A 25,939-nucleotide genomic window follows, 5' to 3' on the forward strand; every position below is an offset into this window, starting at 1 on the left:
GTCAGCTCACCTCCGCGTCATCGAGCCGGTACGGAGCGCGCATGCGGATGCCACGGGCGATCGTCGCGTCCGAGGTGCCGGCGACGGTACCCACCGCGCGCCCCTCGTAGACGGCCTCTTGCACAGTCCGCGGCGCGAAGGCGTCGCCGACGAGGTGTACCTCGCCGGTGAATCCGGCCGCATCCAGCGCGTCGAGCAGAGAATCATCTGCGCGTCGGGGTCGCACGTGCACGACCGCATCCACTCCTTCGATCCGCACGGGGGCGGATGCGCCGACGGTGGGGAGGACGTCGATGACCCCTGCCGCTGGCGAGCTCACGCGTCCGAGCGTGTGCACCTCGACGCCCCCCGCCGTGAGACGCTCGGCGAGCGCGAGCCGGGAGTAGACCGTGATGTGTCCGGCGTACGCCGGCGTGGGCGAGACGAGGTGGACCTGCACCCCCGCCTCTGCCAGGTGGCCGACGACACCGCTGGCCTCCCACGTGCCTGTCTCATCGAGGATGACGCACCGGCTCCCCGCGAGCGCGGGGTCGGCCAGGACATCGACGGACTCGTACGTCGGCACCGATCCGAGATCGATCGCCGTGGCGGCGTCCGGGCGGGAGCCGGTGGCCAGGACGACGACATCCGGAGCCCACGACATGATCTCTCGGGCGTCGGCGACAGTGTCGGTGTGCACCTCGACGTCCGTCTCGGCCAGTTCGGCCGAGAGATCCTCGAGCAGCAGCCCGAAGCGCTCGCGACCGTTCGTGCGCACGATGTCGCGGATGCCGCCGCCGATCTGGCTGCGCGCCTCGAGGAGCCGCACGGTGTGCCCGCGGATGGCGCCACTGATGGCCGCTTCCAGGCCCGCAGGGCCCGCACCGACCACAAGCATCCGCTGTGGACGCGCGGCGACCGCTTCGGCCTGCTGCCAGGCCCCCTCGCGCCCGACCGCCGGGTTGACGGTGCAGGTGATCGGGACGATCGCCTCGAGGTTGGCGTTGCACCCCTGGTTGCAGGCGAGGCACCGCCGCACCCGGCGCTGCGTGAGGGGCAGTGTCCGCGCGGCCGGACCGCCCGTCCGGGTCGACAGGTTCGGGTCTGCGATGTGGGCACGCGCGAACCCGACCATCGCCGCCTCACCCGCATCGAGGATGTCCTGTCCCGTGTCGAGATCGTCGATACGACAGATCGCGAGGACAGGAATCTCCGGGAACTCCTGGGCGATGCGCGCCGGGAGATGACGGAAGGGCGCGGTTCCCCAGCTCATGTCGGCCATCTGTGTGGCCAGTGACGGTGCGCCGATGTAGGCGGCGTGGCTGACGTGGAGGAAGTCGAGCGGGCCGTCCGCGAGGAGGGCACGCACGATCTGCACGGTCTCCTCGATGCCGATCCCGCCCGACAGGAACTCGTCGGCGCTCAGGCGCACACCCACCGCAGCACGACCGGCCACGGCGTCACGCACCGCACGCACGCACTCCAGTGACAGCCGCAGGCGGTTCTCGAAGGAGCCGCCGTACTCGTCGGTGCGCGCATTCGTCACCGGCGAGAGGAACTGGTGCAACAGGTGCCCGTGACCGAGGTGCACCTCCATGCCGTCGAAACCCGCGGCCACAACACGCTGCGCGGCGCCGGCGAAACCATCGACGATGACGCGGATGTCGTGGCGGTTCATCTCGTGCGGCACATGGGCGCCGGTCGACCAGGGAGTGGGACCCGGCCCGTAGGAGCCGTAGTGATCGTCGCCGGAGTGCCGCCCGGTGTGAAGGATCTGCGCGAACAGCGCGGCCCCTTCGGCGTGCACCGTCTCGGCGAGTGCTGTCAGACCGGGAAGGGACTCGTCGTCGTAGGCGTGGATACCGAGGCGTCGCAGGCTCGTCGGGTGGACACGGATCCCCTCCGTGATGATCAGGCCCGCACCGCCACGCGCGCGTTCGCGATGGTAGTCGAGGTGCCGCTGGGTGACGAGGTTGTCGCCCGGCTGGCCGAAGTTCGTCGTGTGGGGCGCGACGAAGACCCGGTTGCGGATCGTCGCGGGTCCCAGCTGGATCGGATCGGACAGGCTCACCATCGCGTCGAGACCGACTTCACGTCCGTGTAGAACTCGATGGCGTGGCGGCCCTGCGAGTGGATGACCCCGCGGAAGGAGCGGCGGCGGCCACCGAAGGCGATCGTCGCGGTCGGGGCAGCGACGCTGACGTTCACGCCGACGTTCCCGACATCCGCCCTCTGGGCGAAGGTCTTGGCGACCTTCCCCTCCGTGGTGAAGATGCACGCGGCGTTGCCGAACGGCGAGTCGTTCACCACGGCCAGGGCCTCCTCGAGTGAATCGACGGCGACGATCGACACCAACGGTGCGAACGTCTCGTTCTCCAGGAGCGGGCTGTCGACGCCGACCCCGTCGATCACCGTCGGTCCGAAGAAGAATCCTCCGTCGGCGACGATCATGCGTCCGTCGACGAGCACCCGCGCTCCCGCCGCCTCCGCGGCACTGACGGCGCTGACCGCGCCGGTGACGGCTGCCCGCGACACGAGCGGGGGCACATCGGTGTCGGGGTCGCTCCCCGCGCCGACAGTGAGGGACTCGGCGATACGCGCGAGCTCCGTCACCAGAGCGGTGTGGACCGTGCCGACCGTGAGGACGACGCTGCCCGACAGGCACCGTTGGCCGCCCATCGTGAACGCGCTCGCGGCGATGGCCTTCGCGGTCTCGACGGGGTCGACATCGGGCATGACCACGATCGGGTTTCTGGCGCCACCGGCGGCGTGCACGCGCTTGCCGGCCGCGCTGGCCCGCGCGTAGACCGCCGCCGCGGTCGCAGAGGAGCCGACGAGCGAGATGGCCGCGACATCCGGGTGATCGCACAGCGCCTCGACCGTCGCGCGTCCACCGTGGACGATGTTGAACACACCGGGGGGAAAGCCGACCTCGAGCGCCAGACGTCCGACGATCGCGAGCGTGAACGGAGTCTGCTCACTGGGCTTGACGATGACCGCGTTGCCGCACGCGAGTGCCCAGGCCCAGTAGATGAGGCCGGTCATGATCGGGAAGTTGAAGGGCGGCACCACCGCGACGACACCCAGCGGCTCGCGCACGACGCTCGCATCGAGTCCGGGGAGGATGTCAACCACGTGCTCGCCGGTCAGGAGAGCCGGTGCCGTCGCCGCCGCTTCGAGGTGTTCGACGGCGCGTGCGATCTCGGCGCGCGCGTCGACGGTGGTCTTCCCGTTCTCCCGCGTGATGGAGGCGACGATCTCGTCCGCGTTGTCCTCGAGGGCACGTGCCAGCGATATCAGCAGACGCGCACGCTTGGTGGGTGGTGTCGCTGCCCAGCCTCCGGCCGCCTCGACCGCGGCATCCACGACGAGATCGACGGCCGCGACGTCGTCGAGGGGGACGGCTCCGATCACGACACCCGTGGCCGGGTCGTGCACGGGCCAGCTCGGACCCGCGACCTCGCGCGGCTCGAGCGCGGACCCGATCAGCGAAAGCGGCGTGACGGTCATGACGCCGCCCCCTTCACCGCGACGACGTCGATCTCGACACGGCACTGGCTGCCGATGCCGACGTAGACGGTGGCGCGGGTGGGGAACTGCCCGGGCTCCCAGTACTGCTTGTAGACGGTGTTCATGTCGTCGTAGTACTCACGCTCGGAGAGATAGACGGTGGTCTTGACCACGTCCGCAAGTGAGGAGCCGGCATCGGCCAGGATCGCCTGGAGCGCATCGAGACACAGCCGCGTCTCGTCCTGGATGCTCACGGCATCGGCCATCCGCGTGCGGGTTTCGTTGTCGAACGCCATGCCGTTGGCGAACACCATCGTCTCGGTTTCCACGCCCTGCGACAGCGGGTAGGAATCGTCGTACTGGGGTCCTTCGGGAACCCGGATGATCCGTCGCATGTCAGTCTCCCGTCAGGGGTCCGAAGCCCTCGGGCATCTCAGGCTTGATCGAGGGGATCGCCGCCCCGGGGAAATGCGGCATGACCTCGTCGACGAAGAGTCGATTCGAGCGCATGACCTGCTCCTGGGTGAGGCCGGGAATCCAGGACCACAGCACGAGGCGGTCGACGCCGTACTCGCCGTTCAGGTGCGCGATCTGCTCACGGACGGTCTCGGGCGAGCCGATGAAGAGGTGCTCGCGCGGGAAGAGGAACTTCCACCACGAGCCCGTCTGCTCTTCGTCGGTCAGCTTCTCGCCGGGGTTGGCGAAGATGTCACGCGGCCTGACACCGCCGACATAGTTGAAGAGATCCTCGATCAGCTGCCGTGCTTCGCGCTCGGCCTGCTCGTCGGTTTCGGCGACGTAGACCATGCGCATGAGGCTGGTGCCCGTGCCGCGGGGAACATCGTGCCCGAGCGTCTCGGCGAGCGTCTCCTCATAGGCCGTCATGACTTCACGCAGACCCTCGCGCGAGCGCAGCCACGTGATGACGTTCATGCGCTCCTGCGCCGAGCGGATGAAGCCCGGGGTCTTGTCGAGGAGATTCCACATCGCCGGATACGGCTTCTGGTACGGCTTGGGGATGATCGACATGCCCACGTACTCGCCGTCTTCGGCGCGCCACAGCGGGTTGCGGGGATACCACGTCGCGCCGTCCTGCACGTTACCGTTCGGGAAGGTGAAGAACTCTCCCGAGTGGGAGAAGCCTTCCATCGTCCAGGCCTTCTTGACGACCTCGAGCTGCTCGAGGAAGTATCGCCAGTTGCGATCCTCGTCCGTGCGGCGATCGGCCTCGGGGTTGAAGTTCATGAATTCGCGCTGCTGGATGCCGCGCGCGACGCCGATGTCCAGACGTCCCTTCGACATCTGGTCGAGAAGGGCGAGGTCCTCCGCGAGGCGGATGGGGTGCCAGAACGGCGGGGTCACCGCGCCCGTGCCGATACGAAGGTTCTTCGTAATCCCGGCGACATACGCGCCTGCCATGATCGGGTTCGGATTGATCTCGAAACCCTCACCGCCGAAATGGTGCTCACCCTGCCACAGGGTGCCGAAACCGGATTCGTCCAGGTGGACGATCTGCTCGGTCGCCATGTCGAGCAACTCGCCGTAGCGGTACTCGTTTCCAGGGTTGTCCATGGTGAACAGGTAGTCGAATTGCACAGCGGCTCCCGGGTTGCGTGACTTTATACTGGACATGTGTACACCAATACCGAACGCTTGGGCGAATCGTGCTGGTTTTAAACGGCCCGATCCAGACGCGAGACGACGGCTGTGCGGTTGACTTCTCCCCCGCATGGATGGTGCGCTCGATGTTCGGCGGCGCGGTCGCCGCGACCATCGTTCGCGCCGCGCGCCTGACGCTCGGGATCGAACTGCCGCTGAGCGACGCGCACTTCACCTTCCTCGCCCCGACCCCTGCGGGCAGCGCGACCGTGCGCGTGACTCCGCTGCGACGCGGACGCCGCTTCGCCGACGCCGTCGCCACCGTTGAATCCCGCGGCGTGACGACCGCGCAGGCAAGTCTGAGCTTCTCGCCGACCCCGCCATCCCTCGCCTCGCGCGATGCGCCTCGCGCGGCAGTCGAGTTCCCGCGCTCTCACGTCTCCTTCGACGGCGCGATCGAGTGGCAACCAGCACGGCCGACCAGAGCCGGGGTCATCCTCAGTCGCATCCGCGCCCGTGGCGGCGCAAGCACTCTGCAGCCAGACGAATGGGCATGCATCGCGGCCGATCTCATCGGACCCGGAGCGCTCACCCCCGACCGCGGCCCGTTCGCGGTGGCGACGGCGACGCTGGCGATCTCGCTGATCGAGACCGCGGCGCCGGCCGAGTGGTGGCATCAACACCTGACGACCCGCGCGAGCGACGATCTCGCCGACGGCATCCTCGATCTCACCTCCGCCGACGGGCGCCTTCTCGCCCGCGCCCATCAGCGCGCGGCACTCCTCCCTGCCGAGGCCCATGAAATGCCGCAGAGCGCGACAGCCTTCGCAAATTCCAGTCTGGATTCACTCATGATCGGTATGAATTGACATTGTTTGCACGAGGCGCCTAGCGTGACATCCGTGACGACACCTCCGCCTCCTTCCTGGTGGCCGAACTCGGTGAGCGAGCAGGACGAGGCTCTCTACCACCGCGCAGGATTCGGCCGCACCGCTCCGCTGGGCACCCGACCCGCCCTCGTGGTCATCGACGTGCAGTACCGCACCGTCGGGCACGAGCGCGTTCCCATCGAGCAGGCGATGCAGGAGTACCCGACGGCGACCGGCACACGAGGCTGGGATGCCGTCGACAACATCTCCGAGCTGCTCGCGGCCGGCCGTGCGTCCGGTGTCCCCGTGCTCTTCCCCCACGTCGCTCCCAAAGACGCGACGACGCCCGGAGGCTTTCGTGTGAAGTCCCCGACGTTGGCCTCACCGGATCCCGCTGCGTACGAATTCGTCGCCGAGGCCGCACCGGTCGACGGAGAGATCCTCGTCCCGAAGGATCACCCCAGTGCGTTCTTCGCCACGGGCCTGCTGACACACCTCGTCCAACTCGGCGTCGACACCGTGGTCCTCACCGGCTGCACCACGAGTGGCTGCGTGCGGGCCAGCGCCGTCGATGCGTTCTCGTACGGCTTCCGGGTCGTCGTGGTCGGCGATGCGGTCTATGACCGCACCCAGACAGTGCACGAGGTCTCGCTGTTCGACCTGTCGAGCAAGTACGCCGATGTGCTCGACACGACCACGGCCCGCGCGTACCTCTCCTCGCCCGGAGCGTGACGGCATGAGGATCGACTGGCACTCGCACGTCTGGCTTCCCGAGCACCTGGGGCCCGAATGGGGTCCCGACTACGACGCCAACGTCGGCTGGGCCACGAGCGCCGCCGGGTCCTGGGATGCGCATCGCGACGCGATGGACGAAGCCGGAATCGACGCCGCGATCGTGCTCGCGCTGGTCGTGTGCGACATCGACCTGGACATCCCGAATGAGTACGTCGCCGGCATCGTGGAGCGGGATCCGGCTCGGGCGATCGGCTTCGCCAGCGTCGATCCGAATGATCCGGACGCGGTCGACAAGCTGCGCTATGCGGCGACCGACCTGGGCCTCAAGGGCGTCAAGCTCTCCCCGCCCTACCAGGGCTTCCATCCGCACAGCGACGCCGCGTGGCGGGTGTACACCGCGGCGGCAGATCTCGGGCTCGCGATGACCTTCCATCAGGGTGGCGTCTTCCTGCGCTCCGGTGCGCTCGAGTACGCGCAGCCGGTGCTGCTGGACCGCGTCGCCCGCACCTTCCGCGACACGCCGATCATCATCGCCCACGCCGGCCAGCCGTGGAGCTTCGAGACACAGGCGGTGATGTTCAAGAACCCCAACGTGTTCACCGACCTGTCCGCACGCTTCGGCAGGCCCGCGCAGCTCGCGTCGATCCTGCAGGGATTGGTCGACTACGGCGTCACCGACCGCGTGCTGTTCGGCTCCGACTTCCCCACCTATCGCCCCGCCGACTGCCTCACGCAGTTCCGTGCGCTCGGAGATCACCCGCCCGCCGGCTCTCCGCACATCGATCCCGCCCTGATCGAGGACATCATCGACAACCGCCCGCTCTCCCTCGTCGGTCTCGCACCGACGACACACTGACGCCCCTGGAGACCTGCAATGAGCACGCGTGAACAGAACCTCGCCGTTCTGACCGGATACTTCGACGCGATGGCAGCGGGCGGACCGCCGGCCGCGATGCCGTTCTACCACCCGGATGTGACCCTCGAGGTGCCCGGCACCCATCCCGCTTCGGGAACCTACCGGGGCCACGAGGGCGTCGCCGCGTTCGGCGCAACGATGGCGGCTCTGACGGATCGCTCTTTCCGTCTCGCTCCGATCGACCTGCTCGCCAGCGACGATCACGTCGTGACGATCGCGACGGCATCGGCCACCGTGAACGGCGCGGAGCTGTCGTGGCAGCGGGTGATCGTGTCGCAGGTCGCAGATGACATGCTCGTCCATCTGCGCTTCTATGAGTCCGACCAGGCCGCTGTCGACGAACTGCTGGGAGGAACCCGGTGACCGCCACCCGCGTCATCGTCGCGCCGCTCGCCTTCGTCGACGACGAGTGGATCGCGGACGCGGCCATCGTCATCTCGGGCGACTCGATCGCGTGGGCGGGCCCCCGCGCGCAGCTGCCTGCCGATCACAGCTCTGCTCCCGTCGAGATCCGCGAGCGGCGGGCCATCGTCCCCGGCGGCGTGAACGGCCACGGCCACACCTTCCAGGCCCTCGTCCGCGGTTTCGGTGATGACCTCCGCTTCCCCGATTGGATGGGAAAGATCGTCCACCCGACGGCCGCCGGGCTGGATTCGGAGGGCCTGCGGATCGGCGCCGAGTTCGACTTCGTCGAGATGGTGCGGATGGGTATCACCACCGCCGTCGAGTTCTTCTACCTGCACGACCGGGGCAACGACAACGCTCGGATCATCTTCGATGCCGCGCGCGCGGTCGGGATCCGGGCCGTGCTGGCAAGGTGCATGTTCGATGCCGACCCCGGCCCTGTCCGCTACCAGGAGAGCCTCGCCCAGTACGAGGCGAACTTCCGGGAGCTGGCGACCGAGGTGGCCGACGACCCGATGTTGCACGTGCACCCTGCCCCCCATTCCGTCCTCGGCGCGAGCGCCGAGATGCTGCAGCTCGGCAACGCCCTCGCACGCGAGTTCAACGCACCGCTGCACACCCATGTCGCCGACAGTGCTGGCGAGGTCGCCGTATCGCGCGCGAACTGGGGGCAGAGCCCCGTCGCTCGCCTCGCGGACGTCGGCGTCCTCGATGAGTACATGCTCGCCGTCCACACCGTGAATGTGGACGACGACGATCTGCGGCTGCTCGCCGAATCCGGCGCCAGCGTGGTGCACAACCCGAGCACCAACGCCTTCCTCGGCGGCGGGATCATGCCGCTGGCACGCATGCGCGAGCTCGGTATCCCCGTGGCGCTCGGCACCGACGCTGGCGGCGCGAACAGCCGTCAGTCCCTCTTCGAGGAGATGCGGATGGCGGCACTCCTGGCCAAGGCGACACAGCGCGATGCCACAGTGATCACGGCCACGGATGCACTGCGCCTCGGCACCTCTGCCGGGGGTCGAGCACTCCGCATGCCGGTGGGGAAGATCGCGGCGGGATACGCCGCCGACCTGGTCACACTCGACCTCGGTACGCCTTCCCTGCATCCGACGCGCACGGCGACCCAGAACATCATCTACTCGATGCAGCCCGAAGCGATCGAGCGCGTCGAGATCGGGGGTCGCAGCGTCGTCGTCGACGGTGAGGTCACCACCATCGAGGTGCCGCGTGTGCTCGCGGAGGTCGACGCGCTCACCTCCGGCTGGGCGCCCGTAAGCGGCACGCACCCCGCCGATACAATGACCCGATGAACAGTGCGGGGGCGGTCGAGAAGACCGAGGCAGATTTCGACGAGCAGGCGCTCGGCGCACACATCCGGCGTCTTCGGATGGCCCAGCAGATCTCCCTGCGCAAGCTCGCGGCGGAGGCCGATGTTTCAGTCTCTTTCCTCTCCCAGGTCGAGCGCGGGACGGCGAGCCCGTCGATCGCGAGCCTCATGCGCATCGCCAAGGCGCTCGGCCAGACCATCGGCAACCTCTTCGAGGCCCGCACCGACAATTGGCTGGTGAGGGCGGGAGAAGCACCCCGCCTCGTACACCCGAATCGCGAGTGGGATGAGGAGCTGCTCACTCCACGCGAGTTCACAAAGCTCCAGGTCATCCGCTCTGTCCTCGCCGTCGGCGGGAGCACCGGCGACGAGTACCTCAGCTACGGGCCGTCCGAGACGAGCATGATCATCCAGTCCGGTGAGGTCGATGTCACCATCGGCGGCGAGACCCACCGCCTTCGCGCAGGCGACTGTCTCTCGTACGATCCGAGCACCCAGCACAGCATCTCCAACGCGGCGGACGTGCCCTGCGTGATTCTCTTCTCGAGTTCCGCGGCGGTCTATTAATCACGGCCCGGAGAGGTTGCGGCGAGGGCGGCGAGTACGTTACATCCCCGAAACATTTCCTCGGTCTTACCGAAACACGCAGTATCTAGCGTTCGGTATAGGTGATCACTTGCACACCTATGACGAACACTCCCCTGCACTGTTTTGGAGCCCGAAATGACCGTACTCACACGCGCACGTGCTCGACGTGCCGCGCTTGCCATCCCTGCCGCCGCGGCAGCCCTCGCCCTCGCCCTGACCGGGTGCTCGGGCTCCGCAGACCCCGCAGAGTCCACCGCAGACGCGAGCTTCGGTGATGCCAGCATCCAGCTGTCGTGGATCAAGAACGTCGAGTTCGCAGGCCAGTACATGGCCGAGGAGAACGGCTACTTCGCCGAAGCCGGATTCGACAGCGTCGACCTGGTCGCCGGCCCCGGCGCGACCGAGTCGCTCGTGGCCACCGGCAGCGCGACGATCGGCATCACCGACCCGATCAGCGCAGCGCCCGCGATCATCAACGAAGGCGCCCCGATCAAGATCATCGGCACGACCTACCAGAAGAACCCGTTCACGATCCTCTCGCTCGCGGACGCCGGCAACATCGCAACCCCCGAGGACCTCATCGGCAAGCGCATCGGCGTCCAGGCCGGCAACGAGACGCTGTTCGAGGCGCTGCTGGCCGCCAACGACATCGACTCCGCCGACGTCACGATCGTGCCGGTCGAGTACGACCCGAGCGTGCTGATCACCGGTGACGTGGACGGCTTCCTGGCCTACATCACCAACGAGTCGATCATCATCGAGTCGCAGGGCTATGAGGTCACCAACCTCACCTACGCCGACAACGGCCTGCCCTTCGTCACCGAGAGCGTCATCGCTTCGCAGGACACGATCGACAACCAGCCCGAACTGCTGGAGGGTCTGCTCTACGCCCTGATCAAGGGCTGGCAGGACGCCCTCGCCGACCCGCAGGCCGCCACCGACCTGACGATGTCGCTCTACGGTGACGAGCTCGGGCTCGACGCCGACGTCCAGTACAAGCAGGCCGTCGAGGCCGCCGGCCTGATCGAGTCGGTCGACACCGACGCGAACGGACTGTTCACGATGACCGACGCGCTGATCGCGGAGAACCTCGCGGTTCTCGCGAGCGTCGGTACCGACATCACCGCCGACCAGCTCTTCGATTTCTCTCTGCTGGAGAATGTGTACGCGAACCACCCCGAACTGATCGGCTGAACCAGCACCTCATGAGCAGCAACAAGCTGCTCGTCGATGCGGACACCCACTCCCGGCCTGCCGGGAGTGGGCTCCGCATTGACGGGCTCACGAAAGTCTTCGGCACCGGCCCCAAAGCGGTCACCGCTCTGGAGGATGTGCACCTTCACACCGACAAGGGCAGCTTCCTGTCCTTGCTCGGCCCGTCTGGCTGCGGCAAGTCCACGGTGCTGCGCATCCTCGCCGGACTCGACACCGCAACGACGGGCACTGCTCTCATCGACGGGCACGACGCTGCCGAACTGCAGAAGAAGGGCGAGCTCGGCATCGCCTTCCAGGATTCCGCGCTCCTGCCCTGGCGGTCGGTGCGCACCAACATCCGGCTCCCGCTCGAGATTTCGGGACGCCAGGTCGACCGTGGGATGGTCGAGAACCTCATCGATCTCGTCGGGCTCCGCGGATTCGAGAACGCCAAGCCCGCTCAGCTGTCGGGTGGAATGCGCCAGCGTGTGTCGATCGCCCGTGCACTGGCCATCGATCCCACGGTGTTGCTCCTGGACGAACCGTTCGGCGCGCTGGACGACATGACGCGGCAGCGCCTGAATCTCGAGCTGCAGCGAATCTGGACCGAGCGTCCCGCGACGACGCTGCTGGTCACGCACGGTATCTCCGAGGCGATCTTCCTTTCCGACCAGGTCGCCGTGATGAGCGCCCGTCCCGGCCGCGTCAAAGAGATCATCGACATCGATCTGCCCCGTCCGCGCCTGCCCGAGATCATGCGCAGCCCGGAGTTCCACAAGCTCGAAGACCGTGCATCGGAACTGCTGTTCGGCGCCCCCGCCGACAGGGACGCGGCATGAGTGGCACGGCGACCCGCAGACTCTCCGGAAAGGCGCGATCGCGACTGCTGGGCGCAACCGGCATCGTGACCCTCATCGCGGCGTGGTGGCTGAGCGCCGAAACGATCTTCAGCCAGATCGGCGTGAGCCCGACGGGCGAGGGCGGCACGATCCCCTCCCCGTGGGACGTGATCCAGGCGCTGGTCACCGACGGCCCGATGTTCTACCTGAGCAATCTCGCCGTGACCGCTCAGGAAGCTGCTCTCGGCTACGTCTGGGGCAACGGCATCGCGATCGCGCTGGCGTTCCTGGTGGTCATCCTGCCGTTCGTCGAAGGCACGGTCATGCAGATCGCGGTGATCAGCTATTGCGTGCCGATCGTCGCCATCGGCCCGATTGTACGGATCATCATCGGGGTCCCGTCTCCGGGTGAGCCCTCGGGCACAGCGGTCTTCCTCGCCGCGATGATCCCCTTCTTCACCACCGTCACCGGAGCACTGCTGGGCCTTCGCGCCGCCGACAAAACGATTCTCGAACTCGTGACGGCCTACGGCGGCTCTCGCCTCACCCAGCTGACCAAGGTGCGCCTCATCGCCGCCCTCCCCGCCACCTTGAACGCCCTCAAGATCGCCGGCCCCGCCGCCTTCCTCGGCGCCATCATCGGTGAATACATGGGCGGCGTGGATGCCGGCATCGGCCCGGCGCTCGTGAATGCCCAGCAGAACCTCAACGCCCCGCGTGCCTGGGCTCTCGCGCTGGTGATCGGCCTGGCTTCCGGCCTCGCGTACTTCCTCATCTCGGTGATCGCCCGGTTCGTCACGCCGTGGACGTCCGGAAACGCGAAGGGGACGGTCGCATGAGCGGACAGAATCTCACGGCCACGATGACGGCGCCCTTCACCCGCGTCGTCAGGTCCTCCACCGCACGAGCCACGCTGCGAGCCGCGCGAAAGTCGCTCCTCACCGCTCTCGGCTCCATCATCACGATCCTGGCGTTGTGGTGGGGTGCGCTCATCGTGCTGCAGGTGCCGCCATTCGTCGGCAAGACACCGTTGGATGTCTGGAACTTCATGTTCGTCGCCCCGGCGGCTGAGGAGAACCGCTCGTTCATCTTCGAGATGCTCGGCGAGACGCTCGTCGACAGCGCGCTGGGCTTCTGCGTCGGCCTCGGCGCCGCCTTCCTGCTCGCCGCGCTGTTCATGCTCCTGAAGGGTGTCGAGCAGACGCTCATGCCGATCGCGCTTCTGCTCCAGTCGGTGCCGCTGATCGCGATCGCCCCGATCATCATCCTGATCTTCGGACGGGACATGGTCACGACCGCCGTGATGGGGGGCATCGTCGTCCTCTTCCCGGCGCTGGTCACGCTCGCTTTCGGACTGCGGTCGGCATCCGCGCAGATGGTGGACCTCATCACCGTCTTCGGCGGCTCGGAGTGGACCATGCTGAGGAAGGTCGCGATTCCCTCCGCCCTTCCCGCGTTGTTCGTCGCGATCCGTATCTCGGTGCCCGGCGCGATCACGGGCGCCATGATCGCGGAGTGGCTCGCGACCGGACGCGGAATGGGCTACGCGATCGTCGCGGCGGTCGGGTCCTCGGAGATGTCTCTCGTGTGGAGCCTCGCCGCGACCATCACCGCCGTGTCGATCGTGCTCTACAACCTCGTGGCGATCGTCGAGCGTACGGTGCTCGCGCGGGTGGGCATGGCACCGAGCCGCTAGCTCAGCCGACGATCTTCCTGAGGGTCCGCAGGTTGCGATTGGTCGTGACGGCTGTGAATCGCGACCGCGCGAGGACCTTCGCGAAGGGAGAGCTCACAGTCGTGCCCTTCACCGGATTCCAGTACACGACCTGCGCGCCCGCGGCGACGGGGTCGACGACCGGATCCAGCGTGGATGCCGCTGCCATCAGATCACGATGGCATTCGGCATCCGCGCAGAAGATCACCCAGGGCTGACGCTCCTCGACCTCGGCATCGAACGGGAAATCCGCGATCGCCGCCGAGACCTCCGCCCGGGTCACCAGAATCACCCAGGCATCGTAGGAGAAGCGCTCACTGAGGGCTGCCTCGATCCGAGCTTTCAGCGCGCCGCGCTCCCCGTCGGCACCGAACGCCACATTCCCCGACGCGAGCACTGTGCGTACTGAGGAAAAACCGAGGGACCGGAACAGCTCGGCCAGCTCGGCAGAGCGGATCGTTATCCCACCCACATTGACACCGCGGAGCAGCGCGACCCAATCCGTCATACTCCGACGGTAGCGGGGGCCCGCGACACGGGACCACCTACGCTGTCAGAGTGAAACCGTTCGTGCTGCTGGCCACGCGCGCCGAGGATCGCGTCGCCGATGAGGAGTACGAGCTGTTCCTGCGGTACGCGGGTCTGCGTGAGAACGAGCTGCGCCGCATCCGGCTCGAATCCGCTGCCATGCCCGCGCTCGATCTGAACGAGCTCTCGGGGATCTTCGTCGGCGGCAGTCCGTTCAACACCTCTGATCCGGAGGCGTCGAAGTCGGCGGTGCAGCGACGCGTCGAGAGCGAGATGCACGCCCTTCTGGACGAGGTCGTCGAACGCGACTTCCCGTTCCTCGGCGCCTGCTACGGGGTCGGGAGCCTGGGAGCGCACCAGGGTGCGACGATCGACCGCACCTACGGCGAGCCGGTCGGCGTCGTCGAAGTGACACTCACAGACGCCGGCGCCGCCGACCCGCTCACCACGGGGATGCCGCTGGCCTTCGATGCATTCGTCGGACACAAGGAGGCGGCCGCCTCGCTCCCCGCGTCCGCGACGCTGCTGGCCACTTCGGCGAGCTGCCCCGTGCAGATGTTCCGCGTCGGTCACAACGTCTATGCCACACAGTTCCACCCCGAGCTGGACCTCGAAGGCATCGACAGTCGCATCCACGCGTACGCGGACTACGGCTACTTCTCCCCCGATGCCCTCGAAATCCCCCTAGCAGCGGTGCGCCGACGCGAGGTCGTACACACGAGCCGGATGCTCCGCACGTTCGCGGAGCGCTACGCGCGCTGAGTCACCGAACGCGCGTCGCCGAAGTACTCTGCCGCAGCCGCCCGGTCACCCGGCGACCACGGCGTCGAGCACGACGTCAGCACCCGATTGCCGAATCGTCACCCCCGGTCGACTCGCACCGATTCCCGCCGCGCGGTGAACGGGTGCGGCGAGAGTGCCCGGGGACGTGATCTGCACACGCAGACCCGTTTCTTCGGCGCGGGACACCGCCACCGATGCCTGACGGGCACCCGAGTGCTTCACAGCGTTCACGAGCGCTTCGTTCACCACGTCGGCCGCGCCCTCTGCGACCTCCCGGTCCGCGAGCGCCGTCACGGCGTCCGGCGCGATCGTCAGGCTGATCTCCATCACCGCGCGCCACGCCGCGACCATCCGATCGAGCGGCCCGAGGGCGGTGCCGCCCAGGGAACCGCGCCGGACCTCCGTGTCGTTCACCGGAGAGAGCAGATCGTCGAACGCCTCGTCTGTCTGCGCGCGAAACTCGGCGATCTGCGTCGCCGACGGGGTGCCGTCGTCGGCCTGGGCGGCGAGGATGACACACCGACCCTGCACGCGACCGTGCAGCAACCCGACTGCCTGTCGGAGCGGATCCGAGCCACGAGCGGTCTCCTCGGCGACGTAGCGTGCGACCTGCGTGAGAATGAGCTCGGATCGCCCGGCCGCGCTGCTGGCCACACGCATCGCATCCATCGAGAGCGAGACGATGAGTATGAGCCCCGGGAAGGCGATGATGCCGACGTAGGCCAGCATGCCGATCCCGGGCAGGATGGCGTGTGAGAGCGCGGCCACGGCGATGCCCGCGAGTACCCAGGTGCCGATGAAGCACACCGGGCGCCCCGGTGTCCCGGGTGCGGGGATGAGCCACCGGACGACGATGTTGCCGATCACATCGATGATGACAAGCCCGACGACCCCGATCGCGAAGATGCCCCACCCGCCCGTGGGGATCGAGAACGGCGCGGTCGCGATGCAGTAGACCAGCGCAGCGACCGCCCACGGCGGGGCCGCGAGTCGCTGCGAGAGCGATCGGCGCGGCTCGGGTTGCACGTCCACGGCATCCGTCCCAGACACCTCCGCGACGTCGGTCGCGTTGGCACGCTCCTCGAATCTGTGGCTTTCGGCGCGGACGTCGGCGGCGTACGCGCTCACGGCCTCGAAGTCGATCGTGCCCGCGAGCATCCTGTCCCGGTCCGCACGCAGGCGCTGCGCTGTCGCTGCGAGGATCTCGGGGGTCTCATCCGCGTGCGCTTGTGCCAGTCGGAGACGAGCGCGCAACGGTGCGATCGCGTTCTCGAGCCGCGCGCCGATGGCCCGCCGTCGGGCGTACTGGGTGTGTGCGATCGCCACGAAGGAGAACAGCGCGAGCGCGGCGAGTGCGTTCGACACCGCGCGCGCCCCGAAGCCGCTCTCACCCTCGCTGTTCAGACCCCACACCCACACGCTCAGCAGGTCGTTGAGCGGTCCGCGAAGGGACGCGGCCAGCAGCAGCACTGCCAACACGACCACCCCACGCGCCGTGCGCGAGCTCCAGCGGCGTTCGGCGATCGCGGCCGGGACGGCCATCGCGGCAAGCAGCACCCAACCGATAGCCGCCACGATGACGGCTTTCGCATACCCCGTCGGCGCCCCCTGCTCGAGCGTCGGCACCGCGACCAGGCTCGCGAGCACCAAGGAAAGCCAGGCACTCCACCGGTTGTAGAAGGCACCACCGGAGACGGCCTCCCACCAGACGGTGGCCGCACGCTGGACGCGCCCCCCGGGACGGGGCGTCATCGGTGACTCCTCACAGACGAACACCGTAGCGGGTGCGCTTCCCGGGAGGGGAGCGCACCCGCCGTGTGAAGGCGTACTCACGATCAGGGGCGACCGCCGCCGCCCATACCGCCACCCATGCCTCCGCCCATGGACTGGCTCAGCGTGGTGACCTGCGTCCCGTTGACGATGAGGGTGCCGCCGGTGAAGGTCCCGGTGCCGTCGAAGTCGGTCGCGGACTGCGCGGTGATGTCGATGGTGCCACCGGTGATCGCCAGATCACCATTGCTGTCGATCGCGTCGGTGTCACCGGATCCCATGACGATCGTGATGTCGCCGCCGTTGATCGTGATCTTCAGACCGCTCGTGACGATCTCCGACGCGGCGGCGTTGATGCCGTCATCCGAGGCGTTGACGCTGATGGTGCCGCCGTCGATGACGATGACCGGCGCCTCAATGCCCTCCACGGACGAGACGATGTCGAGGGTGCCGCCGGTGATGGTCACCTGCTGCTCGGCCTTGACGGCGTCGTCGCCGGTGGTGATGGTGATGTCGCCGCCGGAGATCACGAGCTGTCCCTCGCCCGCGTCGGTGTCGTTGGTCGACTTCATGCCGTCACCCTGGGCATCGATCGTGATCGTGCCGCCGCTGATGGTCAGCGAGTCCTTGCCGCGGATGCCGTCGTCGACGCTCGTGACGGTGATCGTGCCCGACTCGATCCAGAGGTCGTCCTTGCCGACGATGCCGTCAGCGAAGTTGGCGGTGACATCGAGCGTGCCGGTGCCGGTGATGATCAGGTCGTCGGAGGAGTAGATGGCCCCGTCGATCTCCTCGTCGGCGCGGGTGGAGGCATCCGAAACGGTGTTGGTCGTCCCGTCCGCGAGTTCGATCACGGTGGTTTCGGCCTCGTCGACCTGGATCGCCGCTCCCTCAGAGCTGGCGATCGTGACACCGTTCAGGATGATGCGGACATTGCCGTCCGCGTTCACGATGATCTGTCCGGTGGTCGACCCGCTGAGCACATACGTCCCCGCTTCGGTGATGGTGAGCCCTTCGTCGGTGAGCGTCACCTCGGTCGTCGGCAGCGCGCTCCAGTCGATGTCACCGCTCGAGTTGCTGGTGTCGACCGTCGAGGTCGTCACGGTCTCCGAGGCAGACGTCGAGGTCGTGGTCTCGGCGGCAGGGGTGGTGACCGTCGTCGCGCATCCCGCGATCAGAAGTGCGGATGCCGCGAGCGCGGTGGTGGTGAGGACGAGTCGTCTCATGGTGTCTCCTTGCCTCGGGGTTCTGTCGGCGTGAGAAGAGTCCACCAATCAGGTCTATGGACTTTCTATGACAGGTCTATGCCGCGGCGGAGTCTTCCCTGCGGAAGCGGTGAACAGGCCCGCCATCGTCGGGTCAGCGGCCTCCGCCGGCACCGGGGAGCTCGGTGCCTCGCGCGCGACCCGGAAGGGCCGCGATGACAGCCGCAACAACGAACACGAGCTGGGCGATCGCGCGAGGTACCAGGGGTGTCGACGGCGCGGCGGGATTGTCCACCCCGGCAGCGGCCACGATGTTCGCCGGGAACATCAGGACAAGCAGCACGACCGCGGCGACGGCTGCGACCCGACGCGTCCGTGGGACCACCAGGCCGGCGGCGAGAGCCAGCTCGAGGACTCCAGAGGCCGTCACGATCAGATCCGGCGCAGGCAAGATGTCCGGCACGATCGCGATCAGTCCCGACCGTTGCGGCTCGATGAAGTGGGTGACGCTCGCCGAGACGAACACGACACTCACGCCGATTCCCGCCGCGGCCGGCCATGTCGACCATGCCTGCGCTCGGCGATCCTTGCGGGCAAGAAGCCCGGCTCCGGCGCGAGCGATCAGCGTCGCAATCACTAGGGGAAGGAGAAGAATCACAGTCACACCCATCTTGTCAGTGTCTAGATCAGCGTAGTGCGCAAACTTGACACTGACAAGATATGCTTCCCCCGTGACGACCTATCACCACGGAGATCTGCCTCGTCAGTTGCTCGACAGCGCAGCCGAGATGGCCGCCTCACAAAGCCCCGAGTCGATCTCCCTCCGCGAGCTCGCGCGCCGCGCGGGCGTGTCCCACTCCGCACCGGTCCACCACTTCGGCACGCGGCAGGGGCTGCTCACTGCGCTTGCGATCCAAGGCTTCGAGGCACTCGGCGCGGCCATCGAGAACTATCACGACGACATCTATGCGATGGGTGTCACCTATGTGCAGTGGGCGCTGGCGCACCCTGGGCACTACGCCGTCATGTGGGAGCCGCGCCTTCTCGACGAGGACGATGACTCCCTGCGCAGTGCTCGCGCGGCCGCGTGGACGGCGCTCACCGCCGCGGTCGCACGGCACGAGGATCCCGACTCGCCAGCGGAAGGTGCGGGGGCGTATGCGGCGTTCGCGCTCGTCCACGGCCTCGCGGGCATCCTGCTCAGCGGAGCCGTGCCGGCACCGGCGGATTCGGTGGCCCTCGCACGCGAGGTCACGCAACGCCTCCGCTTCGCTCGGTAGTCCGCCACCATCGTTGTCCGGGTCTCCGGACGCGGCGCACGGTGTGCCACACCACTCACCTCATCTGTGCGTAGCGGGAACGCGCGAAGCAGTACACACCGTAGATCACCAGTCCCGCGCCGACGATCCACAACACCACGGGCCCGAACGGCAACTGGGTGAGAGCGCGGAGGGCGGCATCCAGCCCGCCGGCGGCCTCCGGGTCGCGTGTCACCGCGGCCGCGACGAAGAGTACCCCGGTGATCGCGATGGCGACCCCTTTCGCGACATACCCGATCACACCGAGAGTCACGATGCCCTTGGCCGCGATTCCATCCGGGAGCGCGAGATGGCTCTCAAACCGTTTGGTGACGCCGCGCACGATGAAGACGACACCGATCACACCGACGACGAGGCCGATGATGGTGAGCAGGATGACGCCGCCCGGCGTGGCGAGCAGGGCCGCACTGAGCGCCTGCGTCGACTCCGACGAGTCCGCCTCGCCGCCGAGCGCGTAGACGAGGGCCGTCCCGGCGATCGCGATGTAGGCGACGGCGGTGCCCAGGTACTTGACCCGGTACGCCCACCTCTTCTTCGTATCAGGGTCGCGCTCCAGGAATGCGTCGGCGATCTGCCACACCGCCAGTGCCAGCAAGCCCACGCCGATGACCCACAGCAGCGGAATCCCCACAAGGGTCTGGCGGATACTCTCCATCGCGCCGCCCTGGTCAGCATCGCCACCGCCGCCCGTGGCGAGCGAGATCGCGATGCCCCCGATGACGATGTGCACGAGACCGAGCACGACATATCCGGTGCGAGCGATCGCACGGAACGCGGGCGAATCCTGCGTCGCCCGCGCTGCAGCCGTGGGTGTGCCCATCGCGGCAGCCTACTCCCGGCTACCGCGCACCAGGCCCCCGTTTGCGGCACCGTCTGATCGACGGAGCACCGCGAGCCCGCGGGCCTGCGGTTAGGCTCTCTCCGTGACCGGCCTTCCCCCGCGCATCGTCTCCGGTGAGAGCGACGTGATGCGGTGAGTGAGATCTTCGACGGTCTGCGGCGTTGGCCCGACGTCGAGGGTCCGGGGCTTGTCGCCGTCGACGCGGCAGATCGATTGATCCTCGACGAATCCGCAGACCTGCGCGCGGATGCCCAACCAGGCGACATCGTCGTGATCAACGACCTGTATGGTGCCCTCACGCTCGGGGTAGCCGGCGCCGGCGCGAGCGGGATTCGCACCCATATCGATGCGGTCACCGGCGAACGCGCACTCGAGGCCAATGCCTCTCGCATCGACTTCAGTGGCCGCTTCCGCCAGCTCCCCCTCGACACCGAGCTGGTGAGCGCAGCGCGGATCGTCCTGCTCCGACTCCCCCGCTCCCTCGATGCTCTCCGCGACATCGTCGGCCTGATCGCCGCGCACGCCGACCCCGCCGTCGTCGTCATCGCAGGTGGGCGTCTCAAGCACATGTCGGTGTCGATGAACGCGATCATCAGCGAGCACTTCGGTCGGCTCGATGTCAGTCATGCCCGCCAGAAGTCGAGGGTTCTGATCGCCCGCGAGCCTCGGGATGGCCGCGACCCGATTCCTGCCGGCGCGCGGGTCGAGGGCATTGAGGTGCGCGCATACGGCGGAGCCTTCGCGGGCGCACGGCTCGACATCGGCACCCGCCTTCTCCTTGAGAGCCTTCCCGATAGTCCGGGCGGCGGTACGCAAAGCGATCCCTTCATCGATCTGGCCTGCGGCACGGGAATCATCGGTGCGTGGATGGCGACGCGACATCCCGACGCACATGTGTACGCGTGCGATCAGTCCTCGATCGCGGTGGCGTCTGCGCGGGCGACGATGCGCGCCAACGGCATCGACGACCGCGTTGAGGTGGTACGTGACGACATGCTCGGCGAGAGACCTTCCGACAGCGCGTCCCTCATCGCGTTGAACCCGCCGTTCCACTCGTCCGCCGCGGTGACCGACCTCATCGCACCCCGCATGTTCACCGACGTCGCACGGGTCCTGCGCCCGGGGGGCCAGCTGTGGTGCGTCTGGAACTCCGCGCTGAAGTATCGACCGCTGCTGGAGCGTGCGATCGGCCCCACTCAGCAGGTCGCACGCAATGCCAAGTTCACCGTCACCGTCTCGACCCGTCACTGAGGGTTCGGTCGGGATGCGCTCCACCTGGGTCATCCGCTCGCGGAACGCGAAAGGGCCCGCCATTCGGCGGACCCTTTCGCGTTCCGGTCGGGATGACAGGATTTGAACCTGCGACCCCTTGACCCCCAGTCAAGTGCGCTACCAAGCTGCGCCACATCCCGGAATCCGCACCTTCGTGCGGACAACTCCCCTATCCTACCCGGTCCGGCGCACTGCCGATAACCGGGGGCACACCGGGCGCGGCGCGCGTCACTAACCTGGAGCGATGAGCGCATCACGGGCGACCCACACGCTCCGCCACGTGCACACCGGCGCCAAGGTCACCACGCTCACCCTCGCCACGGTGGGCGCGGCTCTGCCCCTGTCGATGACCGCACCCACACTTGCGCTGACCGCCGAACGCTTCGGCACGACGGCGGCCGAGTCCAGCTGGACGCTCACGAGCACACTCATCGTGGCGGCGATCACCGCGCCCACGATCGGTCGGCTCGGCGACACGTTCGGCTCTCGACGGGTGCTGCGTCTGCTCATTCCGGTCCTGCTCGTCGGCCTGGCCATCACCGGGCTGGCGTCGAGTCTTGAGACCCTCATCGCGGGGCGCGTGCTCGTGGGGCTGGGCGGAGGCGTGCTCCCGCTCGCCATCTCGATCGCCACCCACATCGCGCCGCCCCACCGTCGAGCGCTGCTGGTCGGCATCCTCGCCAGCGCTTTCGCGACGGGCACCGCACTCGGGGTTGTCGTCTCGGGTCTCCTCGTCGAAACGCTGGGCACACAGGCGCTCTCATGGGTGCCGTTCGGGATGCTCGCCGCAGCGGAGGTCCTCGCACTGATGCTCCTCCCGCGCGTCGCTCCGACCGCCGGTCATCGGCTCGATCTCGTCGGCCCACTCCTGCTCGCCGGCGGCGTAGCCGGACTGCTCCTCGCAATCACCGAGGCGCCCCGGATGCCGTACCCCGAGCTCGCGACGGCCGCATGCGCACTGGCGGGCGCGACACTTCTCCTGGTGTGGGCCTGGCGCGCGACCAGGCGACGACGTGCGGATGACACGACCGTCTCGCTGCGAGCTCGGCCGATCTGGAGCTCCCACCTCGTCGCGCTCCTGCTGGGAGCAACGCTGTTCGCCACCTTCGTCGTGCTGCCGATCTTCATCGAGCTGACCCGGACCGGCGAGACCAACAGCCCTCTCGTGGCGGGACTGATCCTGCTTCCGGCGACCCTCGCCATGGCGGCGGTCGGACCGCTCGCGGGGGTGTTCCGGCGGCTCCTCGGGCGCCGCGGGCCGGCGGTGCTCGGCGCGGCAGCCACGGCCGTGGGCGCCGTCATCCTGGCCGCGAGCTCCCACTCCCTCCCGGCACTGCTCACTGGGTCGATCGTCGCCGGCGCGGGCATCGCCACGGCATCCGCCGGCGTCCTGAACATCCTCATCGACGCCTCCCCCGACCCGGAGGTCGCGGCGGTGAGCGGCGTCAACGTGCTCGCCCGACAGGTGGGCGGGGCATTCGGCGCCGCGGGTGCCGCCTCGCTGGTCGCGCTCGGCGGCGATGACCCGGCCGCGTCCTCCTTCTCCCTCGCGTTCACATTCCTGTGCCTGGTGGCCGCCGGAGCGTTCGCCGCCTCTCTGCTGCTGCCGCGCGGCGCTACCCTCGACGAATGAGTGGCGAACAGCGACTGTCGGCGCGGGTGGACGCCTGGCTGTGGGCCGTGCGCGTCTACAAGACCCGATCGGCGGCGACGACCGCATGCCGCGCAGGGCATGTGCGGGTCAACGGCGATCGGGCGAAGGCGGCGCAACAGGTGAAGCCCGGCGACGAGCTGCGCGTGCGCATCGCAGGGTTCGATCGGATCCTCGTCGTACGGGAACCGATCGTGAAGCGCGTCGGTGCGCCGCAGGCAGCCCTCGCCGTGGAGGACAGGACGCCTCCTCCCCCGTCGCGAGAAGAGACCCCCTTCGTTCCCGTCCGCGATCGCGGGGCGGGTCGCCCCACCAAACGCGAGCGGCGCGAGATCGACAAGCTCCGCGGGCGCTGACCGCTCCCCCTCAGTGCTCGAGGCAATGTCGGAGGTCCATGACACAGTGAAGCCATGACCGACGAGCTCGCCGCACAGCCCTCGAAGCCCCGTGCCGCCGAGGTCATCGCCGGGCTGGCAAAGCGCGTCGCGATGCTGCGTTCGACGATCGCGACATTGCAGGCGGCCGAGATCGCCACGCTGGCGGTCGCCATGGAGATCGCACACCAAGAGGCCGACCAGCTCGAGAGCGCCGCGTCTCGCGAGCGCGACATGCCGCTGAGGTCCATTGCCGCAGAGATCGGCGCGCAACTGCGCGTCAGCGACCGCACGATCCAGCGGCAGATGGCAGACGCAGCCGAGCAGATGACGAGGATGCCGGCGGCCTTCCGGTCACTGTCGGAGGGACGAATCAGCCGCGCGCACCTTCGCGTGATCTGCGACGCGGGACTGGCTATCGCCGACGATCACGCACGCGCCGAATACGAGGAGGTGATCGTGCCGCTTGCCGAGGTCGAGTCAGTGTCGCGCGTGCGCCCCGCGGCGCAGCGCCTGGCCGCGCAGCTCAGTGCCGCCACGTTCGAAGAGCGGCACAAGGTTCGGCGAGCCGAGCGTGCCGTACGGGTCGTCGATCTCGACGACGGGATGGCCGAGCTCATCGCCCCGTTGCCGGCACTTCTGGCGTACGGCATCCACGACCGCCTCACGCAGTTCGCACGGCTCTCTCACGACGTCGCGGCCTCGACCTCGACCTCGACCTCGACCGACACCGACACCGACACCGACACCGACACCGAGGTCCCCCAGCCCGATCGACGCACCATCGACCAGCGTCGCGCCGACATCCTCTGCGAGTTGCTGCTCGCGTCCACTCCCGAGTCGATGGCCGGGGCGGCCGGTTCGGGCCCGCTCGGCAACATCCAGGCGCGCGTCGAACTGCGTGTGCCCGTCCTCTCCCTCATCGGCACACAGGACACGCCCGCCGAACTCATCGGACGCGGTCCGGTAGACATCACCACCGCACGCACGCTCACCGGCACCGCTCCCGGATGGGACCGCGTACTGACAGATCCGGTGTCGGGGAATGTGCTCGAGGTCGACCGTTACCGCCCGAGCGAGCACCTGCGGCGCACGCTCCGGGTGCGGGACGAACACTGCCGCTTCCCCGGCTGCCGCATGCCGACGTTCCGCTGCGACATCGATCACACGGTGGATGCCGCGCGGGGCGGCCCAACGAGCGCGTCGAATCTTGCGCATCTCTGCCGCAGACACCACTCGCTGAAGCACGCGACGCCGTGGCAGGTCGTCCAGCGGCCCGGCGGTGTTCTGGCGTGGACGAGCCCCGGTGGGAAGCACTACATGGACCGACCGCCCCGTGAGCTGGTTGCCGGCGAGCGTGTCCGATTCCGTCCCCTGGATGATAGCCATCCCGACTCCTCGTACCGGCCGCCCGACGACGTGCGACCGCCCGATCCTCCGCCATTCTGACCGGCTGCTCTCGCTCGCGGCGCTCCGGCCGGCCTGATGTCGCCACGCCTATCATCCGGTCCATCCGGGAACCACGCACTACGCGTCGAGCATCTCGCGCAGCCATCCCGCGCCGCGGGTCTGCGCGCCGATGCTCGCGACGCGCTCGGCGAGCCCGCGATCGCTCGTGACCACCGTGACGATCTCGCCGTGAGAGACGGCGTGCTCGGCCGCCGCGACGATCGCGTCATCGCCCGAGGCGGACGCATGCACGATCTCAAGGGCTCCCCGCGCGCCCGCGGGCGCGGCCGCTTTCGCCTGTCCCTCGAGCACGACGCGCACGCTCGGGAACCACACGTCCTCGGCAAGGTCCAGGTTCTCGGCAGGAACCCCCGCTCCGGCCCACGTGCCGATCCGCTCCAACAGCCGACCCGCCGCCCCGGCGCGGTCCTTCCACCAGCCGTCCGGAACGGAGCCCACAACGTTGGCCGCGTCCACGATCACCACGGGCCGCAGGCTCACCAGATCCCGCAGCCTCTTCCACGCCGCCTCGAAACCCGGATGCAGCGGCCGTTGATCGACCTGATCGACCGGCACCCACTCGAGCGCCACGCTCTCGGCGTCGGCGATCACCGGTTCGAACGCCTCGACCACATCGGCGACGACGGTCGTGTAGGTCCACACTCCGACATCCAGCACGCTCCAAAAGCGCTCACGGACCGCCGCCATCGGGACGGCCGCCTCCTCCGCGGCCTCTCGGAGGGCCGCGTCGCCCGCGCTCTCACCCTCGTGGCGGGCCCCGCCGGGCAGTGCCCACGTGCCGCCGAAGTGGCTCCACCCCACGCGGTGCTGCAGCAGCACGCCGCGCTCGGCATCGATTGCCAGCAGCCCCGCGGCGCCGAACCGCCCCCAGTACCGCTCGCCCGTGGGGGCCACCACCCACGCGTCCCCGGGATCGCGCGGACCGTGCGGGCGGCGCGGCTCACCGGGGCGGGGTGGTTCGATCGTCACTCTGTCAGCCTCGCACACCCGTGTTACGAAAAAGCGAGGCCCCGCGCCCTGGGAGTGGGTGCGGGGCCTCTCGTCCATC

General features: G+C 68.3%; 26 protein-coding genes and 1 tRNA gene. 16 read left to right on the forward strand and 11 right to left on the reverse strand.

Annotated features, from left to right (window positions below; all coding sequences use genetic code 11):
* Position 1: 1 nt before the first annotated feature.
* Genes ABD206_RS05720 through ABD206_RS05735 form a run of 4 tightly spaced genes read right to left on the reverse strand, consistent with a single transcriptional unit; the run spans position 2 to position 5,121 of the window.
* Entirely contained in the window at positions 2-2,050 is a 2,049-nt protein-coding gene (locus ABD206_RS05720; RefSeq protein WP_344070292.1) for an oxidoreductase, read from the reverse strand.
* Positions 2,047-3,489 carry an aldehyde dehydrogenase family protein gene (locus tag ABD206_RS05725; protein WP_344070294.1) on the reverse strand — a complete coding sequence of 481 codons (1,443 nt, stop codon included), beginning with the start codon at positions 3,487-3,489 and terminating at the stop codon, positions 2,047-2,049. Before ABD206_RS05725 ends, ABD206_RS05720 begins: the two co-directional genes overlap by 4 nt.
* Positions 3,486-3,884 (reverse strand): RidA family protein, encoded by a 399-nt coding sequence (locus ABD206_RS05730; protein ID WP_344070296.1) that lies wholly within the window; start codon positions 3,882-3,884, stop codon positions 3,486-3,488. The genes ABD206_RS05725 and ABD206_RS05730 overlap by 4 nt, the downstream gene beginning before the upstream one ends.
* Position 3,885: 1 nt before the next feature.
* Complete coding sequence (locus ABD206_RS05735) at positions 3,886-5,121, reverse strand: LLM class flavin-dependent oxidoreductase (protein WP_344070298.1); 1,236 nt, start codon at positions 5,119-5,121, stop codon at positions 3,886-3,888.
* A gap of 32 nt (positions 5,122-5,153) precedes the next feature.
* Between ABD206_RS05735 and ABD206_RS05740 the strand changes: the two genes are divergently transcribed.
* The 10 genes from ABD206_RS05740 (at position 5,154) to ABD206_RS05785 (ending at position 13,660) form a co-directional block, all read left to right on the forward strand.
* The gene (locus tag ABD206_RS05740; protein WP_344070300.1) at positions 5,154-5,957 is read left to right on the forward strand and encodes a thioesterase family protein; all 804 of its coding nucleotides are present in this window, start codon (positions 5,154-5,156) and stop codon (positions 5,955-5,957) included.
* Positions 5,958-5,990: 33 nt separating this feature from the next.
* On the forward strand, positions 5,991-6,689 hold the full coding sequence (locus ABD206_RS05745) for an isochorismatase family protein (RefSeq protein WP_344070302.1): 699 nt from the start codon (positions 5,991-5,993) through the stop codon (positions 6,687-6,689).
* A gap of 4 nt (positions 6,690-6,693) precedes the next feature.
* Entirely contained in the window at positions 6,694-7,548 is an 855-nt protein-coding gene (locus ABD206_RS05750; protein WP_344070304.1) for an amidohydrolase family protein, read from the forward strand.
* 18 nt (positions 7,549-7,566) lie between these two features.
* The gene (locus tag ABD206_RS05755) at positions 7,567-7,971 is read left to right on the forward strand and encodes a nuclear transport factor 2 family protein (RefSeq protein ID WP_344070306.1); all 405 of its coding nucleotides are present in this window, start codon (positions 7,567-7,569) and stop codon (positions 7,969-7,971) included.
* Positions 7,968-9,326, forward strand: a complete 1,359-nt coding sequence (locus ABD206_RS05760) for an amidohydrolase family protein (RefSeq protein ID WP_344070308.1) — start codon at positions 7,968-7,970, stop codon at positions 9,324-9,326. The genes ABD206_RS05755 and ABD206_RS05760 overlap by 4 nt, the downstream gene beginning before the upstream one ends.
* Positions 9,323-9,910 (forward strand): helix-turn-helix domain-containing protein, encoded by a 588-nt coding sequence (locus tag ABD206_RS05765; protein ID WP_344070310.1) that lies wholly within the window; start codon positions 9,323-9,325, stop codon positions 9,908-9,910. The genes ABD206_RS05760 and ABD206_RS05765 overlap by 4 nt, the downstream gene beginning before the upstream one ends.
* 156 nt (positions 9,911-10,066) lie before the next feature.
* A complete protein-coding gene (locus ABD206_RS05770) occupies positions 10,067-11,125 on the forward strand; it encodes an ABC transporter substrate-binding protein (RefSeq protein WP_344070312.1) in 1,059 nt (352 codons plus the stop codon).
* An 11-nt stretch (positions 11,126-11,136) separates the two neighbouring features.
* A complete protein-coding gene (locus ABD206_RS05775) occupies positions 11,137-11,964 on the forward strand; it encodes an ABC transporter ATP-binding protein (RefSeq protein WP_344070314.1) in 828 nt (275 codons plus the stop codon).
* Positions 11,961-12,803 carry an ABC transporter permease gene (locus ABD206_RS05780; RefSeq protein ID WP_344070316.1) on the forward strand — a complete coding sequence of 281 codons (843 nt, stop codon included), beginning with the start codon at positions 11,961-11,963 and terminating at the stop codon, positions 12,801-12,803. Before ABD206_RS05775 ends, ABD206_RS05780 begins: the two co-directional genes overlap by 4 nt.
* Positions 12,800-13,660, forward strand: coding sequence for an ABC transporter permease (locus tag ABD206_RS05785; protein WP_344070318.1), 861 nt, complete (start codon positions 12,800-12,802; stop codon positions 13,658-13,660). Before ABD206_RS05780 ends, ABD206_RS05785 begins: the two co-directional genes overlap by 4 nt.
* 1 nt (position 13,661) lies before the next feature.
* Here ABD206_RS05785 and ABD206_RS05790 read toward each other — a convergent pair whose 3' ends face one another.
* Complete coding sequence (locus tag ABD206_RS05790; RefSeq protein ID WP_344070320.1) at positions 13,662-14,186, reverse strand: DUF1697 domain-containing protein; 525 nt, start codon at positions 14,184-14,186, stop codon at positions 13,662-13,664.
* Positions 14,187-14,236: 50 nt separating this feature from the next.
* Here ABD206_RS05790 and ABD206_RS05795 point away from each other — a divergent pair, with 50 nt between their 5' ends.
* A complete protein-coding gene (locus ABD206_RS05795; protein ID WP_344070322.1) occupies positions 14,237-14,968 on the forward strand; it encodes a glutamine amidotransferase in 732 nt (243 codons plus the stop codon).
* Positions 14,969-15,013: 45 nt separating this feature from the next.
* Here the strand turns inward: ABD206_RS05795 and ABD206_RS05800 are convergent, their stop codons facing one another.
* The 3 genes from ABD206_RS05800 to ABD206_RS05810 form a co-directional block, all read right to left on the reverse strand.
* Entirely contained in the window at positions 15,014-16,741 is a 1,728-nt protein-coding gene (locus ABD206_RS05800; RefSeq protein ID WP_344070324.1) for a sensor histidine kinase, read from the reverse strand.
* Between the two features lie 83 nt (positions 16,742-16,824).
* Entirely contained in the window at positions 16,825-17,985 is a 1,161-nt protein-coding gene (locus ABD206_RS05805) for a carbohydrate-binding domain-containing protein (protein ID WP_344070326.1), read from the reverse strand.
* A 133-nt stretch (positions 17,986-18,118) separates the two neighbouring features.
* Positions 18,119-18,634, reverse strand: coding sequence for a DoxX family protein (locus ABD206_RS05810; RefSeq protein ID WP_344070328.1), 516 nt, complete (start codon positions 18,632-18,634; stop codon positions 18,119-18,121).
* A gap of 61 nt (positions 18,635-18,695) precedes the next feature.
* On the opposite strand from ABD206_RS05810, the gene ABD206_RS05815 reads away from it, so the two are divergent.
* Positions 18,696-19,244 (forward strand): TetR/AcrR family transcriptional regulator, encoded by a 549-nt coding sequence (locus tag ABD206_RS05815; RefSeq protein ID WP_344070330.1) that lies wholly within the window; start codon positions 18,696-18,698, stop codon positions 19,242-19,244.
* A gap of 55 nt (positions 19,245-19,299) precedes the next feature.
* Here the strand turns inward: ABD206_RS05815 and ABD206_RS05820 are convergent, their stop codons facing one another.
* A complete protein-coding gene (locus tag ABD206_RS05820) occupies positions 19,300-20,103 on the reverse strand; it encodes a DUF1206 domain-containing protein (protein ID WP_344070332.1) in 804 nt (267 codons plus the stop codon).
* Between the two features lie 153 nt (positions 20,104-20,256).
* Between ABD206_RS05820 and ABD206_RS05825 the strand changes: the two genes are divergently transcribed.
* On the forward strand, positions 20,257-21,375 hold the full coding sequence (locus ABD206_RS05825) for a class I SAM-dependent methyltransferase (protein ID WP_344070334.1): 1,119 nt from the start codon (positions 20,257-20,259) through the stop codon (positions 21,373-21,375).
* 87 nt (positions 21,376-21,462) lie between these two features.
* Here ABD206_RS05825 and ABD206_RS05830 read toward each other — a convergent pair.
* Positions 21,463-21,536 (reverse strand) — tRNA-Pro (locus ABD206_RS05830).
* A gap of 104 nt (positions 21,537-21,640) precedes the next feature.
* Between ABD206_RS05830 and ABD206_RS05835 the strand changes: the two genes are divergently transcribed.
* Genes ABD206_RS05835 through ABD206_RS05845 form a run of 3 tightly spaced genes read left to right on the forward strand, consistent with a single transcriptional unit; the run spans position 21,641 to position 24,870 of the window.
* On the forward strand, positions 21,641-23,029 hold the full coding sequence (locus ABD206_RS05835; protein ID WP_344070336.1) for an MFS transporter: 1,389 nt from the start codon (positions 21,641-21,643) through the stop codon (positions 23,027-23,029).
* Positions 23,026-23,403, forward strand: coding sequence for an RNA-binding S4 domain-containing protein (locus ABD206_RS05840; RefSeq protein ID WP_344070338.1), 378 nt, complete (start codon positions 23,026-23,028; stop codon positions 23,401-23,403). Before ABD206_RS05835 ends, ABD206_RS05840 begins: the two co-directional genes overlap by 4 nt.
* A 54-nt stretch (positions 23,404-23,457) precedes the next feature.
* Positions 23,458-24,870 carry an HNH endonuclease signature motif containing protein gene (locus ABD206_RS05845; RefSeq protein ID WP_344070340.1) on the forward strand — a complete coding sequence of 471 codons (1,413 nt, stop codon included), beginning with the start codon at positions 23,458-23,460 and terminating at the stop codon, positions 24,868-24,870.
* Positions 24,871-24,948: 78 nt separating this feature from the next.
* Here ABD206_RS05845 and ABD206_RS05850 read toward each other — a convergent pair whose 3' ends face one another.
* Entirely contained in the window at positions 24,949-25,860 is a 912-nt protein-coding gene (locus ABD206_RS05850) for an NUDIX domain-containing protein (RefSeq protein ID WP_344070342.1), read from the reverse strand.
* Positions 25,861-25,939: the final 79 nt, after the last annotated feature.

Origin of the sequence: Microbacterium sediminicola (genome assembly GCF_039531125.1) — a bacterium.
Taxonomy (GTDB): Bacteria; Actinomycetota; Actinomycetes; order Actinomycetales; family Microbacteriaceae; genus Microbacterium; species Microbacterium sediminicola.

Coding starts and splice junctions, on each gene's coding strand:
- ABD206_RS05725 (WP_344070294.1), bottom strand. CDS start 3,489: ATGACCGTCACGCCGCTTTCGCTGATCGGGTCCGCGCTCGAGCCGCGC.
- ABD206_RS05730 (WP_344070296.1), bottom strand. CDS start 3,884: ATGCGACGGATCATCCGGGTTCCCGAAGGACCCCAGTACGACGATTCC.
- ABD206_RS05735 (WP_344070298.1), bottom strand. CDS start 5,121: ATGTCCAGTATAAAGTCACGCAACCCGGGAGCCGCTGTGCAATTCGAC.
- ABD206_RS05750 (WP_344070304.1), top strand. CDS start 6,694: ATGAGGATCGACTGGCACTCGCACGTCTGGCTTCCCGAGCACCTGGGG.
- ABD206_RS05755 (WP_344070306.1), top strand. CDS start 7,567: ATGAGCACGCGTGAACAGAACCTCGCCGTTCTGACCGGATACTTCGAC.
- ABD206_RS05765 (WP_344070310.1), top strand. CDS start 9,323: ATGAACAGTGCGGGGGCGGTCGAGAAGACCGAGGCAGATTTCGACGAG.
- ABD206_RS05770 (WP_344070312.1), top strand. CDS start 10,067: ATGACCGTACTCACACGCGCACGTGCTCGACGTGCCGCGCTTGCCATC.
- ABD206_RS05775 (WP_344070314.1), top strand. CDS start 11,137: ATGAGCAGCAACAAGCTGCTCGTCGATGCGGACACCCACTCCCGGCCT.
- ABD206_RS05780 (WP_344070316.1), top strand. CDS start 11,961: ATGAGTGGCACGGCGACCCGCAGACTCTCCGGAAAGGCGCGATCGCGA.
- ABD206_RS05785 (WP_344070318.1), top strand. CDS start 12,800: ATGAGCGGACAGAATCTCACGGCCACGATGACGGCGCCCTTCACCCGC.
- ABD206_RS05790 (WP_344070320.1), bottom strand. CDS start 14,186: ATGACGGATTGGGTCGCGCTGCTCCGCGGTGTCAATGTGGGTGGGATA.
- ABD206_RS05800 (WP_344070324.1), bottom strand. CDS start 16,741: ATGACGCCCCGTCCCGGGGGGCGCGTCCAGCGTGCGGCCACCGTCTGG.
- ABD206_RS05805 (WP_344070326.1), bottom strand. CDS start 17,985: ATGAGACGACTCGTCCTCACCACCACCGCGCTCGCGGCATCCGCACTT.
- ABD206_RS05810 (WP_344070328.1), bottom strand. CDS start 18,634: ATGGGTGTGACTGTGATTCTTCTCCTTCCCCTAGTGATTGCGACGCTG.
- ABD206_RS05820 (WP_344070332.1), bottom strand. CDS start 20,103: ATGGGCACACCCACGGCTGCAGCGCGGGCGACGCAGGATTCGCCCGCG.
- ABD206_RS05835 (WP_344070336.1), top strand. CDS start 21,641: ATGAGCGCATCACGGGCGACCCACACGCTCCGCCACGTGCACACCGGC.
- ABD206_RS05840 (WP_344070338.1), top strand. CDS start 23,026: ATGAGTGGCGAACAGCGACTGTCGGCGCGGGTGGACGCCTGGCTGTGG.
- ABD206_RS05845 (WP_344070340.1), top strand. CDS start 23,458: ATGACCGACGAGCTCGCCGCACAGCCCTCGAAGCCCCGTGCCGCCGAG.